Here is an 18,548-nt window from a genome sequence, read left to right as displayed (position 1 = left end):
GCATGGGGGTCTGGCCGTCGCCCTGCGGCTCGCCCCGCCGCTCGCCCCGTCACACGTCCTGCGGCAAAGTGCACTGCGGCGTCCGCCGTCGGACGGTGAGCACGGCGGCGCGCCCCTCCGGCACCTCGAAGTAGCGCCGCTGGCCATGGACCTCCGCGCGCAGGATCGTCGGCCCGGTCACCTCGCAGCGGTGCCTGCCGATGACCATCACGCAGCGCGGCTGCGCCCGCCCCCAGATGCCCGAGACGACGACGCCGTTGACACGATCGAGCGCGCTCGGGCCGGGCTCGTAGGCGAAGACCGTCGCCTCTTCGGCGGCAAGCTCGCGGCAGGGCGGGCCGTCGGACGGGCCGGACGCCAGGATCCAGGCCTTGCAGAAGAACCCGAGGCAGAAGGTGAGGAACCCCGCCGTGAAGAGGCCCAGGAGCCGCTCGGACCAATCGGCCCCCGCCCACCACGCCCTGAGGCGTGACCTCAGGCGGTCAGGCAAAGCGGTTGTCGCGCGGGAAGCCTCGCGGCGCCATCCGCCCGGCGGAGGCGCGTTTCGCCAGCCAATCGCCGAGGTCCTCCACCCGCCGGGTGCGCCCGGCGCTGTCGGGCCAGCTCAGCCCCTCCGCCAGCGTGAAGGTGATGGCGTCGCTGAGCCCGCCATCCTTGTATTTCTGCAGGCGGACGCCCTTGCCGCGCCCCATCTCGGGCAGCTCCTCCAGCGGGAAGACCAGCACCTTGCGGTTCTCGCCGACCACCGCGACGTGATCGCCTGTGGCCGGCGTCACGACCTTGGCCACCACCCCGTCCTTGACGTTCAAGACCTGCTTGCCGGCGCGGGTCTGGGCCACGGCTTCGTCCTCGCTGAGGAGGAACCCGTCCCCGGCGGAGGAGGCGACCAGCAGCTTCCGCCCCGGCTCGTGGGTGAAGATCGTCAGGATGCGGCTGTCATTCGGCAGGTCGACCATCAGGCGCACCGGCTCCCCCAAGCCCCGCCCGCCGGGGAGCTGCCCGGCGGAGAGCGTGTAGAACCGGCCGTTCTCGCCGACGAGGATCAGCCGGTCCGTCGTCTGGGCATGGAAGAGGAAGCGCCCCTCGTCGCCGTCGCGGTACTTCAGCTCCTGGGTGAGGTCGATATGGCCCTTCATCGCCCGGATCCAGCCCATGGCGGAAAGGACGACCGTCACCGGCTCCTTCGGGATCATCGCCTCGACGGCGATCTCGGTGACCTCGCCGGCCTCGCCGAAGCTGGTCCGCCGCGCGCCGCCGGGGGCGGAAGCGCCGAAGGCCTTGCGGGTCTCGCGGAGCTCGCCGGCGATCTTCGCCCATTGCAGCTCCTCCGAGGCGAGGAGGTCGTCGAGCGCCGCCCGCTCCTCCATCAGCTCGCCCTGCTCCTTGAGGAGCGCCATCTCCTCCAGCCGCCGGAGGGCCCGGAGGCGCATGTTGAGGATCGCCTCGGCCTGCACCTCGCTCAGCTCGCCCTCGGTCGAGTAGCTGAGCGGCGAGACATAGTCGCTCTCGTCGCGGCAGCGCGGGGTCTTGCGGGCCCATTCCTCGGCCATGAGCGCGGCCTTGGGGTCGTTGTCGTAGCGGATGATGTCGATCACCCGGTCGAGGTTGAGGAAGGCGGTGATGAAGCCCTCGAGCACCTCGAGCCGGTGGTCGATCTTCTCCATCCGGTGCTCCGAACGGCGGATCAGCACGGCGCGGCGGTGGGCGAGGAAGGCCTGGAGGACCTCCTTCAGCGAGCAGACCTTCGGCGTGATGCCGTCGATCAGCACGTTCATGTTCATGGCGAAGCGCGTCTCGAGGTCGGAAGCCTTGAACAGCATCTCCATCATGACCCCGGGGTCGACGGAGCGGCTCTTCGGCTCGAGCACCAGCCGGATGTCGGCGGCGCTCTCGTCGCGCACATCGGCCAGCACCGGCATCTTCTTCAGCTGGATCAGCTCGGCGAGCTTCTCGATCAGCCGCGACTTCTGCACCATGTAGGGGATCTCGGTGACGACGACCTGCCACTGGCCGCGGCCGAGCTCCTCCACCTCCCAGCGCGCGCGGGTGCGGATGGAGCCGCGGCCCGTGCGGTAGGTCTCGGCGATGCTCTCGGCGCTTTCGACGATGACGCCGCCGGTCGGGAAGTCCGGCCCCTTCACGATGCGGATCAGCGTCTCGTCCCGCGCGTCGGGCGACTTGATAAGATGCAGGCAGGCCTCGATCAGCTCGTCGAGATTGTGCGGCGGCACATTCGTCGCCATGCCCACGGCGATGCCGGAGGAGCCATTGGCGAGGAGGTTCGGGAAGGCCGCCGGCAGGACGATCGGCTCGGTCAGCGTGCCGTCGTAATTCTCGCGGAAGTCGACGGCATTCTCGGCCAGCCCCTCCATCAGCGCCTCGGCGGCCGCCGTCAGGCGGGCCTCAGTGTAGCGCGAGGCGGCGGGCATGTCGCCGTCGATGTTGCCGAAGTTCCCCTGCCCGTCGACCAGCGGGTAGCGGATGACGAAATCCTGCGCGAGCCGGGCCATGGCGTCGTAGATCGCGCCGTCGCCATGGGGGTGGTAATTCCCCATCACGTCGCCGGAGATCTTGGCGGATTTGCGGAAGCCGCCGGAGGCGGTGAGCCGCAGCTCGCGCATCGCGAAGAGGATCCGCCGGTGGACGGGCTTCAGCCCGTCTCTCGCATCGGGGAGCGCGCGGTTGACGATCGTCGAGAGCGCATAGCTCAGATAGCGCTCGCCGATGGCGCGGCTGAGAGGCTCGCTGACCTCGCTGCCGCCGGGTGCCGGCTCTTCCGGCCCCTCCATCTTGGGGTCATCCGTCTCGTCGCTCATAGGTCTCGTGTAGCGGGGGCCGGCGGGCCGGGCAAGCCGGCGGTGGAGCTTTGCAACCCACCGCCTGCGCGCCGTCCGGGGAACGCCCCCTCACGGCGTCGGCCGGCTCATCTGGCCTCGCCAATTGGACTCAATCCGGCCTTCCCCGGTGGAACCTCACGGCTCGTCACGCATTGGAGAGCAAACACTGCTCGAATCTGCTGCTGCCCCCTGTGGATTCGCAACCAAACCGGGAGCGATATCGTGAAGAGTTTCATCGCCGTTACTTTCCTCTTTCTGGGCGGCGCCTATTACGCCCTGTCCGACGGGCCGAACTTCGTGCCGCAACAACAGACCTACGAGGTCGCCGAGGCCGGCGCCGAGGCGGGCGATGTCGATGTGACGCGCGCCGCCGGTGCCGAGGTGACGCTCGCCTCTTTCTCCGAGCAGGGCAGCCTCGCCCTGCCGGCCATCGCCGCCCCCGCGACCGCCGAGCCGGCCGCGCTGGAAGTGGTGCCGGAGGAGACGATCACCCTGACCGAGTCGGGGACCGAGCCGGCCACCGAAGCAGTCGAAGCCGCCGCCGAGGCCCCGGAGGCCGATCCGCTGTGGATGGTCGACGGCAGCCGCGTGAACATGCGCGCCGGCCCGGGCACCAACTACCTCGTCGTCGATACGCTGAGCGAGGGGACCGCCCTCGAGGTGATGGAGACCCGCTCCGGCTGGGCCCGCATCCGCACGGTCGACGGCGGCGTCGAGGGCTGGATGGCCGAGCGCCTGATCGCCCCCCAGGCCTGAGCCTGACAAGTCCGAGCGGGGCCGGGGACGGCCCCGCCCCAAGCCCCGCCGCAGCCCCCTCCGAACCCGCCCCCAAGCCAGCTCTTGCCGTCCGCGCCACGCCGCCCCAGAAAGGGCGGATGGCGCGGACGCTTCTCATCACAGGCTGTTCTTCCGGCATCGGCTATGATGCCGCCTGCGGGATGCGCAGCCGCGGCTGGCGGGTCTTTGCGTCCTGCCGGCGGGAAGAGGATTGCGCGCGGCTGCGCGCCGAGGGCTTCGAGAGCCCGCGCATCGACTATACCGACGAGGAGAGCATCCGCTCCGGCCTCGCCGAAGTGCTCGCCGCCACCGGCGGCACGCTCGATGCGCTCTTCAACAATGGCGCCTATGGCCTGCCCGCGGCGGCGGAGGACCTGCCCCGCGAGGCGCTGCGGGAGATCTTCGAGACGAATGTCTTCGGCTGGCACGACCTCACCCGGCAGGTCATCCCGGTCATGCGGGCGCAGGGACACGGGCGGATCGTGCAGAACTCCTCGATCCTCGGGCTGGTGCCCTATGAATGGCGGGCGGCCTATGCCGCCACGAAATACGCGATCGAGGGGCTGAGCGACGTGATGCGGCTGGAGCTGGCACCGGCCGGCATCCAGGTCGTGCTGATCGAGCCGGGGCCGATCAGCAGCCGCATCCGGGTGAATTCCGTGCCGCATTTCGAGCGCTGGATCGACTGGCAGGCCTCCGCCCGCGACTACGGCGATCTGCGCCGCCGGCTCTATGCCGAGGCGCCGGGCAAGGATGCGTTCGAGCTCTTCCCCGAGGCGGTGACGCGGGTGCTGGCCCGGGCGCTGGAGGCGCGGCGGCCGCGCGCCCGCTATACCGTGACGGTGCCGGCGCTCGTCGCCAGCCTCGGCCGCCGGGCGCTGCCGACCCGCTGGGTGGACGGGATCATCCGCCGCGTGAACCGCCCGAAGCCGGCGGCGGGCGAGCCGTGAGCGGCGCCCGGCCCGCCGATCACGAGGCTTTCAACAGACATGCCGCCCGGGCGGTCATGGCCCGCCGGGCGGCCGCGTGCTATCTGCTCCCGGCGATGACGCGCGGCCCGGCCACCGGCAGGGGCGCCGCCATCGTCACCGGCTTCGCCCCGAAGCCGGCCCTGTCACAGGCCTGAGGGAGGGCTTCATGCTGCGCGACGATCCGCTCCTCTTGCTGCCGCTCGGCGCCGTCCTTCTGGTCGCGGGGATCCTGCTCTTCGGCATCGGCACCTTCGGGCGCGGCGGCGATTTCAACCGGCGCAATGCCAACAAGATCATGCGCTGGCGCGTCGGCATGCAGGCCGTCGCGATCGCGATGATCCTTCTCTATGTCTGGCTCAGGAGGGGCGGCTGATGGTTGTCTTGTCGAAGCTCTACACCCGCACGGGCGATGACGGCACGACGGCGCTGTCCAACGGCGACCGCGTCAAGAAGCACGACCTGAGAGTCGAGGCCTATGGCACGGTCGACGAGACCAACGCGGCGCTCGGCCTCGCCAGGCTGGAGGCGGAGGGCGACATGGCGGCGGCACTCGCCCGGATCCAGAACGATCTCTTCGACCTCGGCGCCGATCTCTCGCGGCCCGATCCGGCGGCGGATGCCAGTGAATCCTACGAGGTGCTGCGCATGACCCCCGCCCAGGTCGAGCGGCTGGAGGCGGAGATCGATGCGATGACGGCGGAGCTCGAGCCGCTTCGCAGCTTCATCCTGCCCGGCGGCACGGCGCTCGCCGCGCATCTGCACCTCGCGCGCACGATCTGCCGGCGGGCGGAGCGGCTGGCGATGGCGCTGGCGGAAGGGGCCGAGGTGACGCCGGCGGCGCTGAAATACCTCAACCGTCTGTCGGACTGGCTCTTCGCCGCCGCGCGCATGGCCAATGACGGCGGCCGGGCGGATGTGCCCTGGGTGCCGGGCCAGGGGCGCTAGGCCCGCAGGCTCCCCGGCCCGTCCCGGCCCGCCTCGCCGCTCAGGACAGCCCGATCCGGGCGCGGATGTCCTCGTCGCGCAGGCTCACCTCGCCGCCGAGATAGCTATCCGCCTCGGCCGAGCACATCCACAGGAGCGCCCGCGCCGGCCAGTCGGGCGGGATGTGATCCGACCAGTCGAGCGCCGCCACCGGGCCGATGCCGCTGTCCTTGATCTGCCGCTGCATGTCCGTCGCCACGGTGCCCGGCGAGAGCGCCAGTGCGCGGATGCCCCGCTCGCCGTATTCCTCGTGCAGCGCGGCGTTGAACATCGCCGCGGCCGCCTTCGACACGCAATAGGCCGACCAATGGTCGAGCGCCCGGTGCGCCGCGCCGGAGGAAAGCGTCAGGATCGTGCCGCCCCCGGCGCCCAGCATCGAGGGCAGGGCCGCCCGCGCGGCGTTGAAGAGGCCCTTGACGTTGATGTCGAGCGCCTGGCACCAGGCTTCCGGATCCGCCTCGGCTATGGGGGCGATGGGGCTGACCACGGCGGCGTTGTTGACCAGCACCGCCGGCGGCCCGAAGGCCTCCGCCGCCGCCTTGATGGCGAAATCCACCTCCCACGCGCGGCTGACGTCGCAGGGCACCGCCAGCGCCTGCTCGGTGCCGATCTCGCCGGCGATGTCGGCGATCTCGGCCTCGTTGCGGGCGAGGAGCGCCACCCTGGCGCCCGCATCGGCGAAAACCCGCGCCGCCGCGGCCCCGATGCCGCGGCTCGCACCCGTGATCACAACGCATCTGCCGCTGACGTTCATCCGTTCGAGCCTCTTTGCTGCCTGCGCAGGAATGCTGCCATGACAAGGGGGAATGGTCCAGATTTCCCCACCTTGACGTGGCAGGGACGGCGCGCAACTTGGGTACATTGTGTTAGATCAGGGAGGGCCCCCAATGCCCGTTAATCACATTTCACGTCCCGCCACCGCGCTGGCCGCCCTCACGGCCGGGCTCGCCTTTTCCAGTGCCGCCTGGGCCGATGTCACCGCCGACGACGTCTGGGCCACGTGGCAGGAGGCGATCTCTGCCTATGGTGACGGCATGATCACCATGGCCGATCCGGTGCGCGACGGCGATACGCTCACAATTGACGACATTTCGGTCGAGTTTGAGGACGACGACGTCCATGTCTCCGCCGATGTCGGCACGATCGTGCTGACCGAGAATGGCGACGGCTCCGTCTCCGTCACCGTGCCCGAAAGCTACGAGATGACCTTCGGCCAGGCGGCCAACGTGGACCTCAACCGCGCCGTCATCTCGGTCAGCAATGCCGGGCTCGACATGCAGGTCTCCGGCACGCCGGAGGAGATGACCTACACCTTCAGCGCCGACAGCTACGACTTCGCGCTCGTCGAGCTCTATGACGCCGGCGAACCCGTCGAGGCGGAGGGGACGGCCCGGCTCATCGGCCTGTCCGGCTCGGCCACCATGTCGGAGGACGAGGCGCTGCAGCATGTCGCCTCCGACATCAATGCCGACACGCTGGAGCTCTTCCTCGACATCAACGACCCGGGCGAGGTCGTCGCCAACCTGGCCGGCCAGATCTCGAACGTGGCCCTGCGGCAGGACACCACCACGCCGCTCGACATGGCCACGACCGAACCGGAAGAGATGTTCGCCGCCGGCTTCGCGACGGATCTCGCCGTATCTGCGGGGGCGGGCGAGATGATCTACTCCTGGGAAGACGGCAGCGACACCGCCTCCGGCGCCTATGCCGCCGAAAGCTCGAGCCTCGCGCTGACGCTCAACGCCAGCGAGTTCGCGCTCGAGGAGCAGGCGAACGGGGTCGTCTTCCAGCTCGTGTCCGGCAGCATGCCGCTGCCGCTTGACGTGTCGGTGGCCGAGCTTGGCTTCTCGCTCGGCATGCCGGTGTCCGCGACCGAAGAGCCGGCGGAGATCGGCGCGAGCCTGACCATCGACCAGCTCGCGCTCAACGAAGAGATCTGGATGATGGCGGATCCGGCCGGCGCCCTGCCGCACGACCCGATGACGCTGATCTTCAAGCTCTCCGGCGTTGGCAAGCTGCTCGTCGACCTCTCCGACCCCACGGCGGCGATGGGCATGGGCAACGACATGCCGGGCGAACTCTATCAGCTCAACCTCGATCAACTGACGGTGAAGCTCGTCGGCGCCTCCATCGAGGGCACCGGCGCCTTCACCTTCGACAATTCCGATCTGACGACCTTCCAGGGCATGCCGCGGCCCGAGGGCGAGGCGGTCTTCAACATCGAGGGTCTGAACGCGCTGATCGGCAAGCTCGCCGAGATGGGGCTGGTCCCGCAGGACCAGCTCATGGGCGCGCGGATGATGCTCGGGCTCTTCACCGAATCGGTCGGCGAAGATGCGCTGCAATCGACGATCACCGTCACTCCGGACGGCTCGGTTCTGGCGAACGGGCAGCAGCTTCGCTAGATAAAGAGGGAACCACAGGGCGGGCGCCGCAGCCTCGCGGCGCCCGTCGCGCATATCGCGCCAAGGATACCAGACCCCGGGAGGTCCCATCATGCCCCGTTCCGCCCTTCTGAGCGCCACCGCCGTCGCGAGCCTCGCCGCCCTGCCGGCCTTCGCCGATGTCACCGCCGAGGATGTCTGGCACAACATGACCCGGCCGACCGTCGCCATGGGCTTCGACATCTCCGCCAGCCCGACGCGCAGCGGCGACACGCTCTCGGTGGGCGACGTGGTCTACAGCTACGTTCTGCCGATGGATGTCGGCTCCGTCAGCCTCTCGCTGACCGGCCCCGAGATCACCGAGACCGGCGACGGCACCGCGCAGATCCTCTGGCCCGAAGACACCGAGATGGCCTTCGACGCCGAGATCAACGCCGATGGCGACAGGATGACGGTGCACCTGCTCTTCGGCATGTCCGTACGGCAGGAGACGCTGGCCAGCGGCACGCCCTCCGAGGTCACCTACGAGACGACCGGCAGCGGCGTGGAAATGCACCTTCTCGCCTTCCATGCCGAGGATCAGTACGGCCCGACCGTGCCCGAGCTCGACGGCGAGCCGGGCTTCGATTTCTTCATCGATTACGACGAGATGACCTCGCTCAGCACCATCAGCTCCGAAGGCGGCGCGGTGGATGCCACGGCGCAGTCCCGCATGGCCGGCGTCGTGCAGGACATGACGCTGACGCTCCCCGGCGTCACGACGATCCACACGGTCGGCGTCATGGAATCGGTGGTGTCCGACGTGACGCTCGCCCTGCCCGGCGGGACGATCGACCTGCTCAACCTCTCCGACGCGCTCCGGCGCGGCCTGGCGCTGTCGGCGGAGACGACCACGACCAACACCCAGTCGCAGACCGTGACCGAGGATGCCTATACCGGCATGTCCGTGAGCCAGGCGCAGTCGGTCGCCAGCCAGGAGGCCACGCTGCGGTTCGACGATGACGGGCTGGTGCTCGACGCGACGTTCGGCGGCTTCGACTTCTCGATGCCGCCCTCGCCCGACATCCCCTTCCCGCTCGGCGTGTCCGTGGCGACCGGCACCTTCGGCATGACGCTGCCGGTCAATGCCCGCGAAGAGACGCAGGCCAGCCGCTATGCCTTCCGGGCGGAAGACCTAGCCGTCTCCGACGAGCTCTGGAACATGATCGACCCGGGCGGCAACCTGCCCCGCGACCCGATGACGCTGGGCATGGAACTGAACGCCGATCTCGTCATCAGCCAGGATCTGCTCGACATCATGCCGCTGATCGAGACGATCGAGGCGGGCGAGAGCCCCGTCGACGTCACGAATGTCGGCTTCAGGGGGCTCGACGTCCGGGCGCTCGGCGCGCAACTGACCGGCATGGGCAGCTTCGCCGTCGACCTCAGCAAGACCTTCGCCACGGGGGCCGAGCCCTCGCTCGACGGCACGGCCGATTTCGATCTGACCGGGCTGAACCAGGCGCTGTCGACGCTCAGCGCCTCCGGCATGGTGCCCGCCGAATCGATCATGGGCGTGCGCATGGGCATCGGCATGTTCGCCGAGGCGGCGGGCGAGGATGCGCTCACCTCGCATATCGAGATCAATCCCGACGGCACGATCTTCGCCAACGGGCAGCAGATCAAATGAGCGACGCCCCGGCCGTCGCCAGCCCCGAAGAGCTCGCCGAGGCCCTGATCGACGCCGCCCGCAAGGCCGGCGCCGATGCGGCCGATGCCATGGTGGTGGAGGAAAGCGCCACCGGCATCGACGTGCGGGCCGGCAAGCTGGAGGAGGCGGGGCGGGCCGAGGCGATGCAGATCGGCCTGCGGGTCTTCATCGGGCAGCGGCAGGCGATGACCTCCGCCTCCGACAGCCGGCCCGGCGGGTTTGCCGGGCTGGCCGAGCGCGCCGTCGCCATGGCGCGCGAGGCGCCGGAGGATGCCTATGCCGGGCTCGCCCCGGCCGAGGCGCTGGCCGAGGCGCGGGACGCCACCGGCCTCGAGCTCGAAGACCCCGCCATCGACCGCGACCCCGCGGCGCTGGAGGCCGCGGCCCGCGAGATGGAGGCCGCCGCCATGGCCGCCCCCGGCATCGCGCAGGCGGAAGCCTCCGCCGCCTGGAGCCGCTCGCGGCTGCATCTGGCCACCTCCACCGGTTTCTCCGGCGGCTGGACGGCGACGATGGCGCAGCTCTCGCTCGTCGCCATCGCCGGCGAGGGGCTGGGGATGGAGCGCGATTACGACTACGACGCCCGCGTCTTCACGGCCGATCTGCGCGCGCCCGCCGAGATCGGCGCGCTGGCCGCCGAGCGGGCGCTCTCCCGGCTGAAACCGCGCAAGCCGCCGACGGGCCGCGCCCATGTGCTCTATGACGAGCGGGTGGCGGGCAGCCTCGTCGGGCATCTCCTCTCGGCCATCAACGGCAGCGCCGTGGCGCGCGGCGCCTCCTGGGCGCGCGGGCTGATGGGCGAGGCCGTCCTGCCCGCCGGCATCGACCTGATGGAAGAGCCGCACCGCCCGCGCGTGCCCGGCTCGCGCCGCTTCGATGCCGAAGGGCTGCCGACGCGCGAGCGCAAGCTGGTGGAGGACGGGGTGCTGCAGGGCTGGATCCTCGATCTCGCAAATGCGCGCAAGCTGGGGCTGGAGAGCACCGCCAATGCCGCCCGCTCCCCCCGCTCCGGCCCGAACCCCTCGGCCCACAACCTCCGCCTGACGGAGGGGGAGGCGAGCCTCGATGACCTCCTGAAGCAGATGGGCACCGGGCTGTACGTCACCTCGCTGATCGGCGCCACGATCAACCCCAACACCGGGGATTACTCGCGGGGGGCTTCGGGCTTCTGGGTCGAGAACGGCGAGATCGCCTGGCCGGTGTCGGAATGCACCATCGCCGGATCGCTGCCCGACATGCTCCGCCGGGTGATCCCCGCCAATGACGCGCGCCTGCACACGGGCCGGGTGATCCCGTCGCTGCTGGTCGAGGACATGTCTGTCGCCGGCGCCTGAACCGGGCGCCCCGCTTGCCGCCGGGGCCGCGCGCGCCTAGGAAGGCGCCGTCAGCGAAAGGAGCCCCCATGCCCACCCAGCGCCTGCACCTCGTCTTCGGCGGTGAGCTCGTCGACCCGCAGAAGAACGTCTTTCGCAATGTCGACGACATCCACCTCGTCGGCATGTTCCCGGATTACGCCACCGCCTACAACGCGTGGAAATCCGAGGCCCAGCGCACCGTGGACAATGCCCACATGCGCTACTTCATCGCCCATATCCATCGCCTGCGCGACGAGGAGAGCGCGGGCTCGCCGACCGAGGAGCTGGGCTGAGCCCCGCGCCCGCACGGCTGCCCCTGCCGCTCTCCGCCTGGCTGGCCCTTCGCGGCACCGGCCGGGGCGGAGACCCGGCTGAGGAGCCGGCGCCCCGGCCCGCGGGCCGGCTCGTCTGGCTGCATGCCGAAGGGGCGGAGGCCGGCGCCGCCCTCGCCGCCTTCACCGCGCATCTGGAGCATCGGGGCGCGGCGCCCGCGCTGGTCGTCACCGGCGATGCGCCGCAGGCCGAGGGCCTCCACGCTGCCGCGCCCCCCGACAACCGCAGCGCGGCCCGGGCCTTTCTGGACCGCTGGCGCCCCGATGCGCTCGTCTGGTTCGGCGCGCCCGCCCGCCCGGCGCTGATCGCCGAGGCGGCGCTCTCCGGGATGCCGCGGCTCCTCGTGCCGAGCGGCTCCCCCGTCGTGCCGCGCCGCCGGGGCGCGGGGTTCGGCGCCGGGCTCGGGCTGGCCCGCTCGCTCCTGAAGCTCTTCGACTGCGTGCTCGCCGAAGAGCGGGGCCAGATCGCCGAGCTCCTGCGCAGCGGCGCGCGCGAGGCGCGGGCCATCGGCGCATTGGTGCCGCCGCCGCATATCCTGCCCTGCAGCCGGGCCGAGCTGGAATCGGTGACCGAGGCCATCGGCCCCCGCCCCGTCTGGCTCGCCGCCGCCGCGCCCGTGGCCGAGCTCGCCGCGCTCACGCTGGCCCAGCGCCGCGCCACCCGCGCCACGCACCGGCTGCTCCTCGCCGTGCTGCCGGCGGACCCGGCCGATTCCGCCGCCTTCGCCCGCGCCTTCCGGGCCGAGGGCCTGCGCGTCGCCGACCGCGCGCAGGGGCAGGAGCCGGGAGAGGAGACCGACATCTGCCTCGCCGACGGCGTGTCCGAGCTCGGGCTCTGGTACCGGATCGCGACGCTGACCTATCTCGGCGGCACCATGAGCCGCGGCGGCGGGCGGCATCCGTTCGAGCCGGCGGCGATGGGCTCCGCCGTGCTTCACGGCATCCGCACCGAGCCGCATGACGCCGCCTATCGCCGCCTCGCGCGCGCCGGCGCGGCGCGCGCCGTCACCTCCGGCGAGGATCTGGGCCGCATGGTCGAGACGCTGCTGACCCCCGACAAGGCCGCGCAGATGGCCCATGCCGCCTGGTCGGTGACCTCGCAGGGCGCCGAGGCGCTCGACCGGCTGGCGGAGCACCTTTTGGCGATCCTGCCGGCGGAGGCGCCCTGATGCGCCCGCCCGCCTTCTGGCAGGCGCCGCCGGACCGTCCCGGCTGGCAGGCCCGCGCGCTCGCCCCGCTCGGCGCGCTCTACGGCGCCGCCACGGCGCGGCGGGTGGCGCGGCCGGGCTGGCGGGCGCCCGTGCCCGTCATCTGCATCGGCAATCTAAACGCCGGCGGCACCGGCAAGACGCCGACGCTCATCGCGCTCGCCGAGCGGCTGATCGCCCGGGGCGCCCGCCCCCATGCCATCAGCCGCGGCCATGGCGGCAGCCTCACCGGCCCCGTCACCGTGGCGGGCCAGAGCGCGGCGGAGGTGGGGGACGAGCCGCTCCTCCTCTCCGCCTTTCTGCCGACCCATGTGGCGCGCGACCGCGCCGCCGCCGCAAGGCTGGCGGTGGAGGCGGGGGCGGAGGTCATCCTGATGGATGACGGTTTCCAGAACCCGGCGCTGGTGAAGGATCTCTCGATCGTCGTCGCCGATGCGGGCCTCGGCTTCGGCAACGGCCGCTGCCTGCCCGCCGGGCCGCTGCGAGAGTCGGTCGGCCCCGGGCTCGCCCGGGCGGACCTCCTCCTCACCATCGGCGCGGCGCCGGCGCAGGCGGCCTTCGCCGCCCGCTGGCCGCTGCCGGAGGCGCCGCCGCGCCTGACCGGCGCGCTCACGCCGCTGGCGACGGGCATGCCCTGGCCCGGCATCCGCGCCCTCGCCTTCGCCGGCATCGGGCATCCAGAGAAGTTCTTCGCGACGCTCCGCGGGCTCGGAACAGACCTCGTCGCCACCGTGGCATTAGACGATCACCAGCCCTTCAGCCCCGCACTCCTCCAACGGCTGGAGGCGGAGGCGAAGGCGGTGACCGCCCAGCTCGTGACGACGGAGAAGGATGCGGTGCGCCTGCCGGACGGCTTTCGCGCCAAGGTGCTGACGCTGCCCGTCCGGCTGACGCTGGATGATCCGGCGCCGCTCGACGCGGCGCTGGACAGGCTCGGGCTCTAGTCGAGCGGCACCAGCTCGTCTTCAAGACGGTCGCGCATATGCTCGTGCTGGCCGGGCAGCTTCAGCGCCTGGCCCATCGTCTCCGCCGGCTCGTCGGCATCGAAGCCGGGGCCGTCGGTGGCGATCTCGAAGAGCACGCCGCCGGGGGTGCGGAAGTAGATCGAGCGGAAATACTGCCGGTCGCGCACCTCGGTCACGCCATAGCCCGCATCGCTGAGGGCCTGCCGCGCCGCCTCCTGGCCTGCGTCATCCGCGACGCGGAAGGCGACGTGATGCACAGAGCCGGCGCCCTCGCGGGCGCGGGGGGCATCCGGCCGGCCGGCGAGGATCACGCTCTTGCCGCGCGCCTCGCCGGGGGCGGAGAACAGCCGCTCGCCGCCCTCCTCGGCGACCTCCTCCCAGCCCATCAGGCTGAGGATCTCCGCCTCAGGCCCGGTATCGGCAAGGCTGAGCGTCACCGAATGCAACGAGCGGATCTCGGGCCCGTCGCCATCGGCCTCGGCCGCGAGCGCCAGCCCTTCACCGTCCGGCCCCTCGAAGACGAGCCGCGAGACGCCGAAAGTGCTGTCACGCCGACCGCCCAGCACCGCCTCCCAGTAATCGAGCGCATCCTTCGCCACGGCGAAGGAGGTGCGCACCGTCGTGCCGTTGCCGACCGTGCCGGCGCGGGCATCGGGGAAGGGGAAGCTCGTCCAGATCGTGCCGGGGCTGCCGGCCTGGTCGCCGAAGTAGAGGTGATAGACATCGGGGGCGTCGAAATTCACGGTCTTCTTCACGCGGCGCAAGCCGAGCTTGTCGGTGAAGAACGCGTCATTCCGCCGCGGATCGGAGGCGATGGAGGTGACGTGGTGCAATCCGGGAATTGTCGGAAACATGGGCGGCTCCTAACTGGTCCGGCTTCTATGTAAGGCGCCGGGCGCCCGCGAAAACCCCGCCGGCCCGCGCGACGCTCTGCGGGCATGCCAGGTGCGGCCGCCCGAGGCCCGGCCGACTCCCCCGGGACGGATGGTCGAGCGGCCCCGAGGCCGGAAGTCTGTTTTCATGGCCCCGCCGCTCCCGGCGGGAAGAAATTCTCTTGTCGTTCCGAAGTGCTTGCCCGCCTCCCTCATTGGCCCCGGGTGGTGGCGGCACGGCGGCCCGCCGCTTATATGTCTTTCGACGCGGGCCGAGACCCGCCTCTGGACAAGGAGATCGACATGGGACTGAGACTGAACGACACCATCCCCGACCTGACGGTCGAGACCGATCAGGGCACCCTGTCGCTGCACGAGTGGATCGGCGACAGCTGGGCGATCCTCTTCTCGCACCCGAAGGATTTCACCCCCGTCTGCACCACCGAGTTCAGCGCGGTCGCGCGGCTCGCGGATGAATGGGCCAAGCGCGGCACGAAGGTGATCGGCGTGTCCGTCGACAGCGCCGCCGACCACCAGAAGTGGAAGGGCGATATCGAGACGGTCGCCGGCCGCGAGGCGGGCTTCCCGATCATCGCCGACAAGGACCTGACGGTGGCCAAGGCCTTCGACATGCTCGAGGCCGAGCATTACCTGCCCGAGAACCCGACCCCGGCGGACAGCCAGACCGTGCGCGCCGTCTTCATCATCGGGCCGGACAAGAAGCTGAAGCTGACGATGACCTATCCGATGACGGTGGGGCGCAACTTCTCTGAAGTGCTCCGCGCGCTCGACGGGCTGCAGACCTCCTCCTCGCGCGGCGTCGCCACCCCGGCCGACTGGGCGCTGGGGCAGGACATCATCATCCCCGCCTCCGTCTCGGACGAGGACGCCAAGGCGAAATTCGGCGAGTTCACCAAGGTGCTGCCGTATCTGCGCACCGCGAAACTGCCCTCCTGAGGGCAGGGCCCGGCCACGGGCTCGCAACGGACGACAAACGGGCGGCAGGGCAACCTGCCGCCCGTTTTGCTTGTCCGCCCGCCCGTGGCGGATCCGTGGCCGGCCGCTCAGCCGGCCAGGCCCCGGCGCGCCATCCCGCGATCAGGTCGCGATCACGGGGGTGCCGACCGGCACCATGTCGTAGAGCTGTTCGACATGCTCGTTGATGAGCCGGACGCAGCCGGAGGAAAAACTCTCCCCCATCGTCCAGGGCTGGGGCGTGCCGTGGATCCGGAAGAGCGTGTCCTGCCCGCCGCGATAGAGATAGAGCGCCCGGGCGCCGAGCGGGTTCATCTGGTGGCCGCCGGGCAGGCCGGCGCGGAAGGGTCCGTAGACCTCCGGCTCCTCGGCGATCATGCTCGCCGTCGGCCGCCAGGAGGGCCATTCGGCCTTGCGCCCGACATAGGCGGTGCCGACGAACTGCCGGCCGGCGGCGCCCACGGCGATCTTGTAGCGGCGCGCCAGACCCTCATCGAGGATGTGGTAGAGCCAGGTGCCGGCCGAATCGATCTGGATGGAGCCGGGGATCTGCCCGGGCCCGATCCGCACATTCGTGGGCCGGTATTCATGCGGCATCCGCCAGACGGATTGCGCAAGGGCCGGTGTGGCAAGAACGGATGCCAGCGCGCCGGCGAGAAAACCTCTCCGTGATGTCATGGGACTGCTCATGTTGTTGCCTGCTTTTTATGAGCAGGACTTTATCACCGGTTGGTTAACCCTGTCGCCGAAAAACGCGAAAGGGGCGCCGGTTGGGGCGCCCCTGTGGTCTCGCAGCCAGAGCCCTTCGCTCAGTAGGCGAAGGCCGCCGTGCCGAGCGGCACGCGGTTGTAGAGGTCGATCACGTGGCTGTTGTACATGCGGAAGCAGCCGTTCGAGGCCGAGCGGCCGATCGAGGCCGGCTGCGTCGTGCCATGGATGCGGATCGCCGTGTCGCGCTCCCCCTGAAAGAGATAGAGCGCCCGGGCGCCGAGCGGGTTCGTCGGACCGCCGGGCATGCCGTCGGCATATTGCGCGTAGGCGGAGGGGTTGCGCTCGATCATCTCGTCGGTCGGCCGCCACGAGGGCCATTCCACCTTGCGCTGGATCCGCGCGGAGCCGGACCAGCCAAGCCCCTCCTGCCCGACGGCGACGCCGTAGCGGATCGCCACGCCGTCCGGCAGGGTGAAGTAGAGGTGGTAGTTCTGCGGCACGATATGGATCTGGTTGGCCGGGATGCCGGGCTGGATCGGCACGATCTTGGCGCGGTATTCCTCGGGGATCAGGTAATCCCCTTCCATGTCCGGGGGCAGGTTGATGCCGAGCGGCGCGGTCGCCTCGGGCGTCACGTCGAGCTGCAGCGGCGCCGGGCGATCGGGCGGCGTCACCTGCGCCAGCACCGGGCCGGCCGTGAAAGCGGCCGCCGATCCGGCCAGAAAGCTGCGTCGCGAAACCATGGACATGTCCTTCAACCTTTGGTCGCCGCGGGCAGCCCCGCGGCGCTGTTGTCGCTTGCCCTTATACAGCAGGGCGCGCCCGGCTCACAACTGGCGGCTGAAACCGCTGTGAACCGGGCGCGCCCTCGGGCTGAAGCTCCGGGCCGGGGCCCGAAGGACTGGCTCAGAAGCTGAAGCCGGCGGTCAGGGCGACATAGGGGTAGGCGCCCCAGTCGTTGGCCTCGTCGTTCAGCCGGTCGGCCTCGGCCTGGTCGGCCGGGTTGGGGCTGTTGGTGGAGATCTCGTAATCCGAGAAGATCGCACCGGCCTCGGCCGTCAGCGTCAGGCCGCTGGCGAAGGCGTAGCGGTAGCCGGCAGTGGCCATGGGCGCCACGTCATCGGAGAAGCGCGCCGTGCCGTCGAAGGTCTGCGCGCCGGAGGTGAAGGTGCCCTCGAGCTCGCCCACGGGCACGTAGACACCGCCGGAGACGCGGAAGTTGCCGCCGCCGATGTAGTAATCGGCCAGAAGGCCGACGCCGCCGATCTGCGCGTCGCCCTCGAAGTCGTAATCTTCGAGCGTCGATTCCACGCCGAGGCCGAAGGTGCCGTTGGCCAGGCCGCGAAGCGCCACTTCCGGGGTGATCTGGTAGGAGCCTTCGATGGTCGCGCCGAGGGTCGACAGGCCCGCGCCGACATTGACGCTGCCGGGCTCCTGGGCGAGCGCGGGGGCGGCGGCGGCGAGCGAGGTTGCCGCTGCGAGGGCGGCGAGTGTGAACTTGGTCTGCATCAGGGTGCCTCTTTAAAAAACGTTTAACTTCCAATGTGGTGCGATGCCGGCCCCCTTCAACACGACTCGAGATCATGTCATCGTGAGCTGCCGCGGGGAGGCGGCCGCGCCGGCCTTTCGGCCCAGCCATCCGGCCGCCCGTTAACCTTCAACCTTAAGCATTCCGCCGTTTCGGCTACCGCGTCTTAACCCGATCTTCGGGGGCGGGGTGGCATAGAGGCTGCACGGTGATTTCGTGTTGTGGGAGACACGGGGTGAGGGAAGGACCCGCGGCTTGGCCCGGGTCCTTCCGCATGTGCGGCGCCCTCTGGCGGGCCTCCGACTCAGGACAGGCCGGCAATCAGCGCCGCCCAGAGCAGCACGCCGGCGATGGAGGCAGGGCCGATCCACCAGCCGGGGGCGGCGGCGCGACGGCGATGAGAGTTGCGGTGCATGAGTGACCTCCCGGCTGATGTCGCGGGAAGGGTAGGCCGGCGGCCCGGCAGACACGGCGGAGCGGTTGCGCAGGGCGTGTGCAGAAGCCCCCGGGCACCTCCAGAGGGCCCCGGGGCGCGCGAGCGCGTCAGGCGCCCGCCATCTCCAGCACCACGGCCCATTCCGCCTCGCTCACCGGCTGAACGGAAAGGCGGGAGTTGTTGGCGAGCACCATGTCCTTCAGGCGGGGCTCGGCCTTGATCTCCTTCATCGTGATCGCGCGGGGCAGCGGTTTCACGGCGCGGATGTCGACGCATTCCCAGCGCTCGTCCTCGGTCGTCGAATCGGCATGCGCCTCGTTGCAGACCTCGACGATGCCGACGATCTCCAGCCCCGAGCGGGAGTGATAGAAGAAGCCGAGGTCGCCCTCCTTCATCTCGCGCATGTTGTTGCGGGCCTGGTAATTGCGCACGCCGTCCCATTCCTCGCCGTCCTTGCCGCGGGACACCAGCTCATCGAAGGAAAAGACGTCGGGTTCGGATTTGAAGAGCCACTTGGCCAAGT

Annotated in this window: 20 protein-coding genes; 12 read left to right on the top strand and 8 right to left on the bottom strand. The window is 70.5% G+C overall.

Annotation, left to right across the window (positions count from 1 at the left end):
• Positions 1–49: 49 nt before the first annotated feature.
• Positions 50–490, bottom strand: coding sequence for a hypothetical protein (locus tag ACAZ03_RS00625; protein WP_373355399.1), 441 nt, complete (start codon positions 488–490; stop codon positions 50–52).
• Complete coding sequence (locus ACAZ03_RS00620) at positions 483–2,816, bottom strand: DNA topoisomerase IV subunit A (RefSeq protein WP_373355398.1); 2,334 nt, start codon at positions 2,814–2,816, stop codon at positions 483–485. The genes ACAZ03_RS00625 and ACAZ03_RS00620 overlap by 8 nt, the downstream gene beginning before the upstream one ends.
• A gap of 243 nt (positions 2,817–3,059) precedes the next feature.
• Between ACAZ03_RS00620 and ACAZ03_RS00615 the strand changes: the two genes are divergently transcribed.
• The 5 genes from ACAZ03_RS00615 (at position 3,060) to ACAZ03_RS00595 (ending at position 5,530) form a co-directional block, all read left to right on the top strand.
• Positions 3,060–3,593 (top strand): SH3 domain-containing protein, encoded by a 534-nt coding sequence (locus tag ACAZ03_RS00615; RefSeq protein ID WP_373355397.1) that lies wholly within the window; start codon positions 3,060–3,062, stop codon positions 3,591–3,593.
• A gap of 119 nt (positions 3,594–3,712) precedes the next feature.
• On the top strand, positions 3,713–4,564 hold the full coding sequence (locus tag ACAZ03_RS00610; protein ID WP_373355396.1) for an SDR family NAD(P)-dependent oxidoreductase: 852 nt from the start codon (positions 3,713–3,715) through the stop codon (positions 4,562–4,564).
• Positions 4,561–4,740 carry a hypothetical protein gene (locus tag ACAZ03_RS00605; RefSeq protein ID WP_373355395.1) on the top strand — a complete coding sequence of 60 codons (180 nt, stop codon included), beginning with the start codon at positions 4,561–4,563 and terminating at the stop codon, positions 4,738–4,740. Before ACAZ03_RS00610 ends, ACAZ03_RS00605 begins: the two co-directional genes overlap by 4 nt.
• Before the next feature lie 14 nt (positions 4,741–4,754).
• Complete coding sequence (locus ACAZ03_RS00600) at positions 4,755–4,958, top strand: twin transmembrane helix small protein (protein ID WP_373357014.1); 204 nt, start codon at positions 4,755–4,757, stop codon at positions 4,956–4,958.
• On the top strand, positions 4,958–5,530 hold the full coding sequence (locus ACAZ03_RS00595; RefSeq protein WP_373355394.1) for a cob(I)yrinic acid a,c-diamide adenosyltransferase: 573 nt from the start codon (positions 4,958–4,960) through the stop codon (positions 5,528–5,530). The genes ACAZ03_RS00600 and ACAZ03_RS00595 overlap by 1 nt, the downstream gene beginning before the upstream one ends.
• Positions 5,531–5,570: 40 nt before the next feature.
• On the opposite strand, the gene ACAZ03_RS00590 is transcribed toward ACAZ03_RS00595, so the two are convergent.
• Complete coding sequence (locus ACAZ03_RS00590) at positions 5,571–6,323, bottom strand: SDR family oxidoreductase (RefSeq protein WP_373355393.1); 753 nt, start codon at positions 6,321–6,323, stop codon at positions 5,571–5,573.
• Between the two features lie 133 nt (positions 6,324–6,456).
• On the opposite strand from ACAZ03_RS00590, the gene ACAZ03_RS00585 reads away from it, so the two are divergent.
• From ACAZ03_RS00585 to lpxK, 6 genes are all read left to right on the top strand, one after another.
• Entirely contained in the window at positions 6,457–7,974 is a 1,518-nt protein-coding gene (locus tag ACAZ03_RS00585; protein ID WP_373355392.1) for a hypothetical protein, read from the top strand.
• Between the two features lie 91 nt (positions 7,975–8,065).
• Positions 8,066–9,622 carry a hypothetical protein gene (locus ACAZ03_RS00580; protein WP_373355391.1) on the top strand — a complete coding sequence of 519 codons (1,557 nt, stop codon included), beginning with the start codon at positions 8,066–8,068 and terminating at the stop codon, positions 9,620–9,622.
• On the top strand, positions 9,619–10,977 hold the full coding sequence (locus tag ACAZ03_RS00575) for a TldD/PmbA family protein (protein ID WP_373355390.1): 1,359 nt from the start codon (positions 9,619–9,621) through the stop codon (positions 10,975–10,977). Before ACAZ03_RS00580 ends, ACAZ03_RS00575 begins: the two co-directional genes overlap by 4 nt.
• A 68-nt stretch (positions 10,978–11,045) precedes the next feature.
• Positions 11,046–11,291 (top strand): DUF4170 domain-containing protein, encoded by a 246-nt coding sequence (locus ACAZ03_RS00570; RefSeq protein WP_373355389.1) that lies wholly within the window; start codon positions 11,046–11,048, stop codon positions 11,289–11,291.
• Positions 11,174–12,499 carry a 3-deoxy-D-manno-octulosonic acid transferase gene (locus tag ACAZ03_RS00565; RefSeq protein ID WP_373355388.1) on the top strand — a complete coding sequence of 442 codons (1,326 nt, stop codon included), beginning with the start codon at positions 11,174–11,176 and terminating at the stop codon, positions 12,497–12,499. The genes ACAZ03_RS00570 and ACAZ03_RS00565 overlap by 118 nt, the downstream gene beginning before the upstream one ends.
• On the top strand, positions 12,499–13,482 hold the full coding sequence (lpxK, locus tag ACAZ03_RS00560; protein WP_373355387.1) for a tetraacyldisaccharide 4'-kinase: 984 nt from the start codon (positions 12,499–12,501) through the stop codon (positions 13,480–13,482). Before ACAZ03_RS00565 ends, lpxK begins: the two co-directional genes overlap by 1 nt.
• Here the strand turns inward: lpxK and ACAZ03_RS00555 are convergent.
• On the bottom strand, positions 13,479–14,357 hold the full coding sequence (locus tag ACAZ03_RS00555; RefSeq protein ID WP_373355386.1) for a ring-cleaving dioxygenase: 879 nt from the start codon (positions 14,355–14,357) through the stop codon (positions 13,479–13,481). The genes lpxK and ACAZ03_RS00555 overlap by 4 nt on opposite strands.
• A gap of 321 nt (positions 14,358–14,678) precedes the next feature.
• Between ACAZ03_RS00555 and ACAZ03_RS00550 the strand changes: the two genes are divergently transcribed.
• The gene (locus ACAZ03_RS00550; protein ID WP_373355385.1) at positions 14,679–15,332 is read left to right on the top strand and encodes a peroxiredoxin; all 654 of its coding nucleotides are present in this window, start codon (positions 14,679–14,681) and stop codon (positions 15,330–15,332) included.
• A 141-nt stretch (positions 15,333–15,473) separates the two neighbouring features.
• Here ACAZ03_RS00550 and ACAZ03_RS00545 read toward each other — a convergent pair whose 3' ends face one another.
• From ACAZ03_RS00545 to ACAZ03_RS00530, 4 genes are all read right to left on the bottom strand, one after another.
• Complete coding sequence (locus tag ACAZ03_RS00545) at positions 15,474–16,028, bottom strand: L,D-transpeptidase (protein ID WP_373355384.1); 555 nt, start codon at positions 16,026–16,028, stop codon at positions 15,474–15,476.
• A gap of 131 nt (positions 16,029–16,159) precedes the next feature.
• Positions 16,160–16,804 (bottom strand): L,D-transpeptidase family protein, encoded by a 645-nt coding sequence (locus ACAZ03_RS00540; protein WP_373355383.1) that lies wholly within the window; start codon positions 16,802–16,804, stop codon positions 16,160–16,162.
• A gap of 163 nt (positions 16,805–16,967) precedes the next feature.
• Complete coding sequence (locus tag ACAZ03_RS00535) at positions 16,968–17,570, bottom strand: hypothetical protein (RefSeq protein ID WP_373355382.1); 603 nt, start codon at positions 17,568–17,570, stop codon at positions 16,968–16,970.
• 562 nt (positions 17,571–18,132) lie between these two features.
• On the bottom strand, positions 18,133–18,546 hold the full coding sequence (locus ACAZ03_RS00530; protein ID WP_373357013.1) for an EVE domain-containing protein: 414 nt from the start codon (positions 18,544–18,546) through the stop codon (positions 18,133–18,135).
• Between the last annotated feature and the right edge of the window lie 2 nt (positions 18,547–18,548).

The organism is Pseudoroseicyclus sp. CXY001 (assembly GCF_041714655.1).
Lineage (GTDB): Bacteria > Pseudomonadota > Alphaproteobacteria > Rhodobacterales > Rhodobacteraceae > Pseudoroseicyclus_A.
This window is presented reverse-complemented; position numbering and strand designations above follow the sequence as displayed.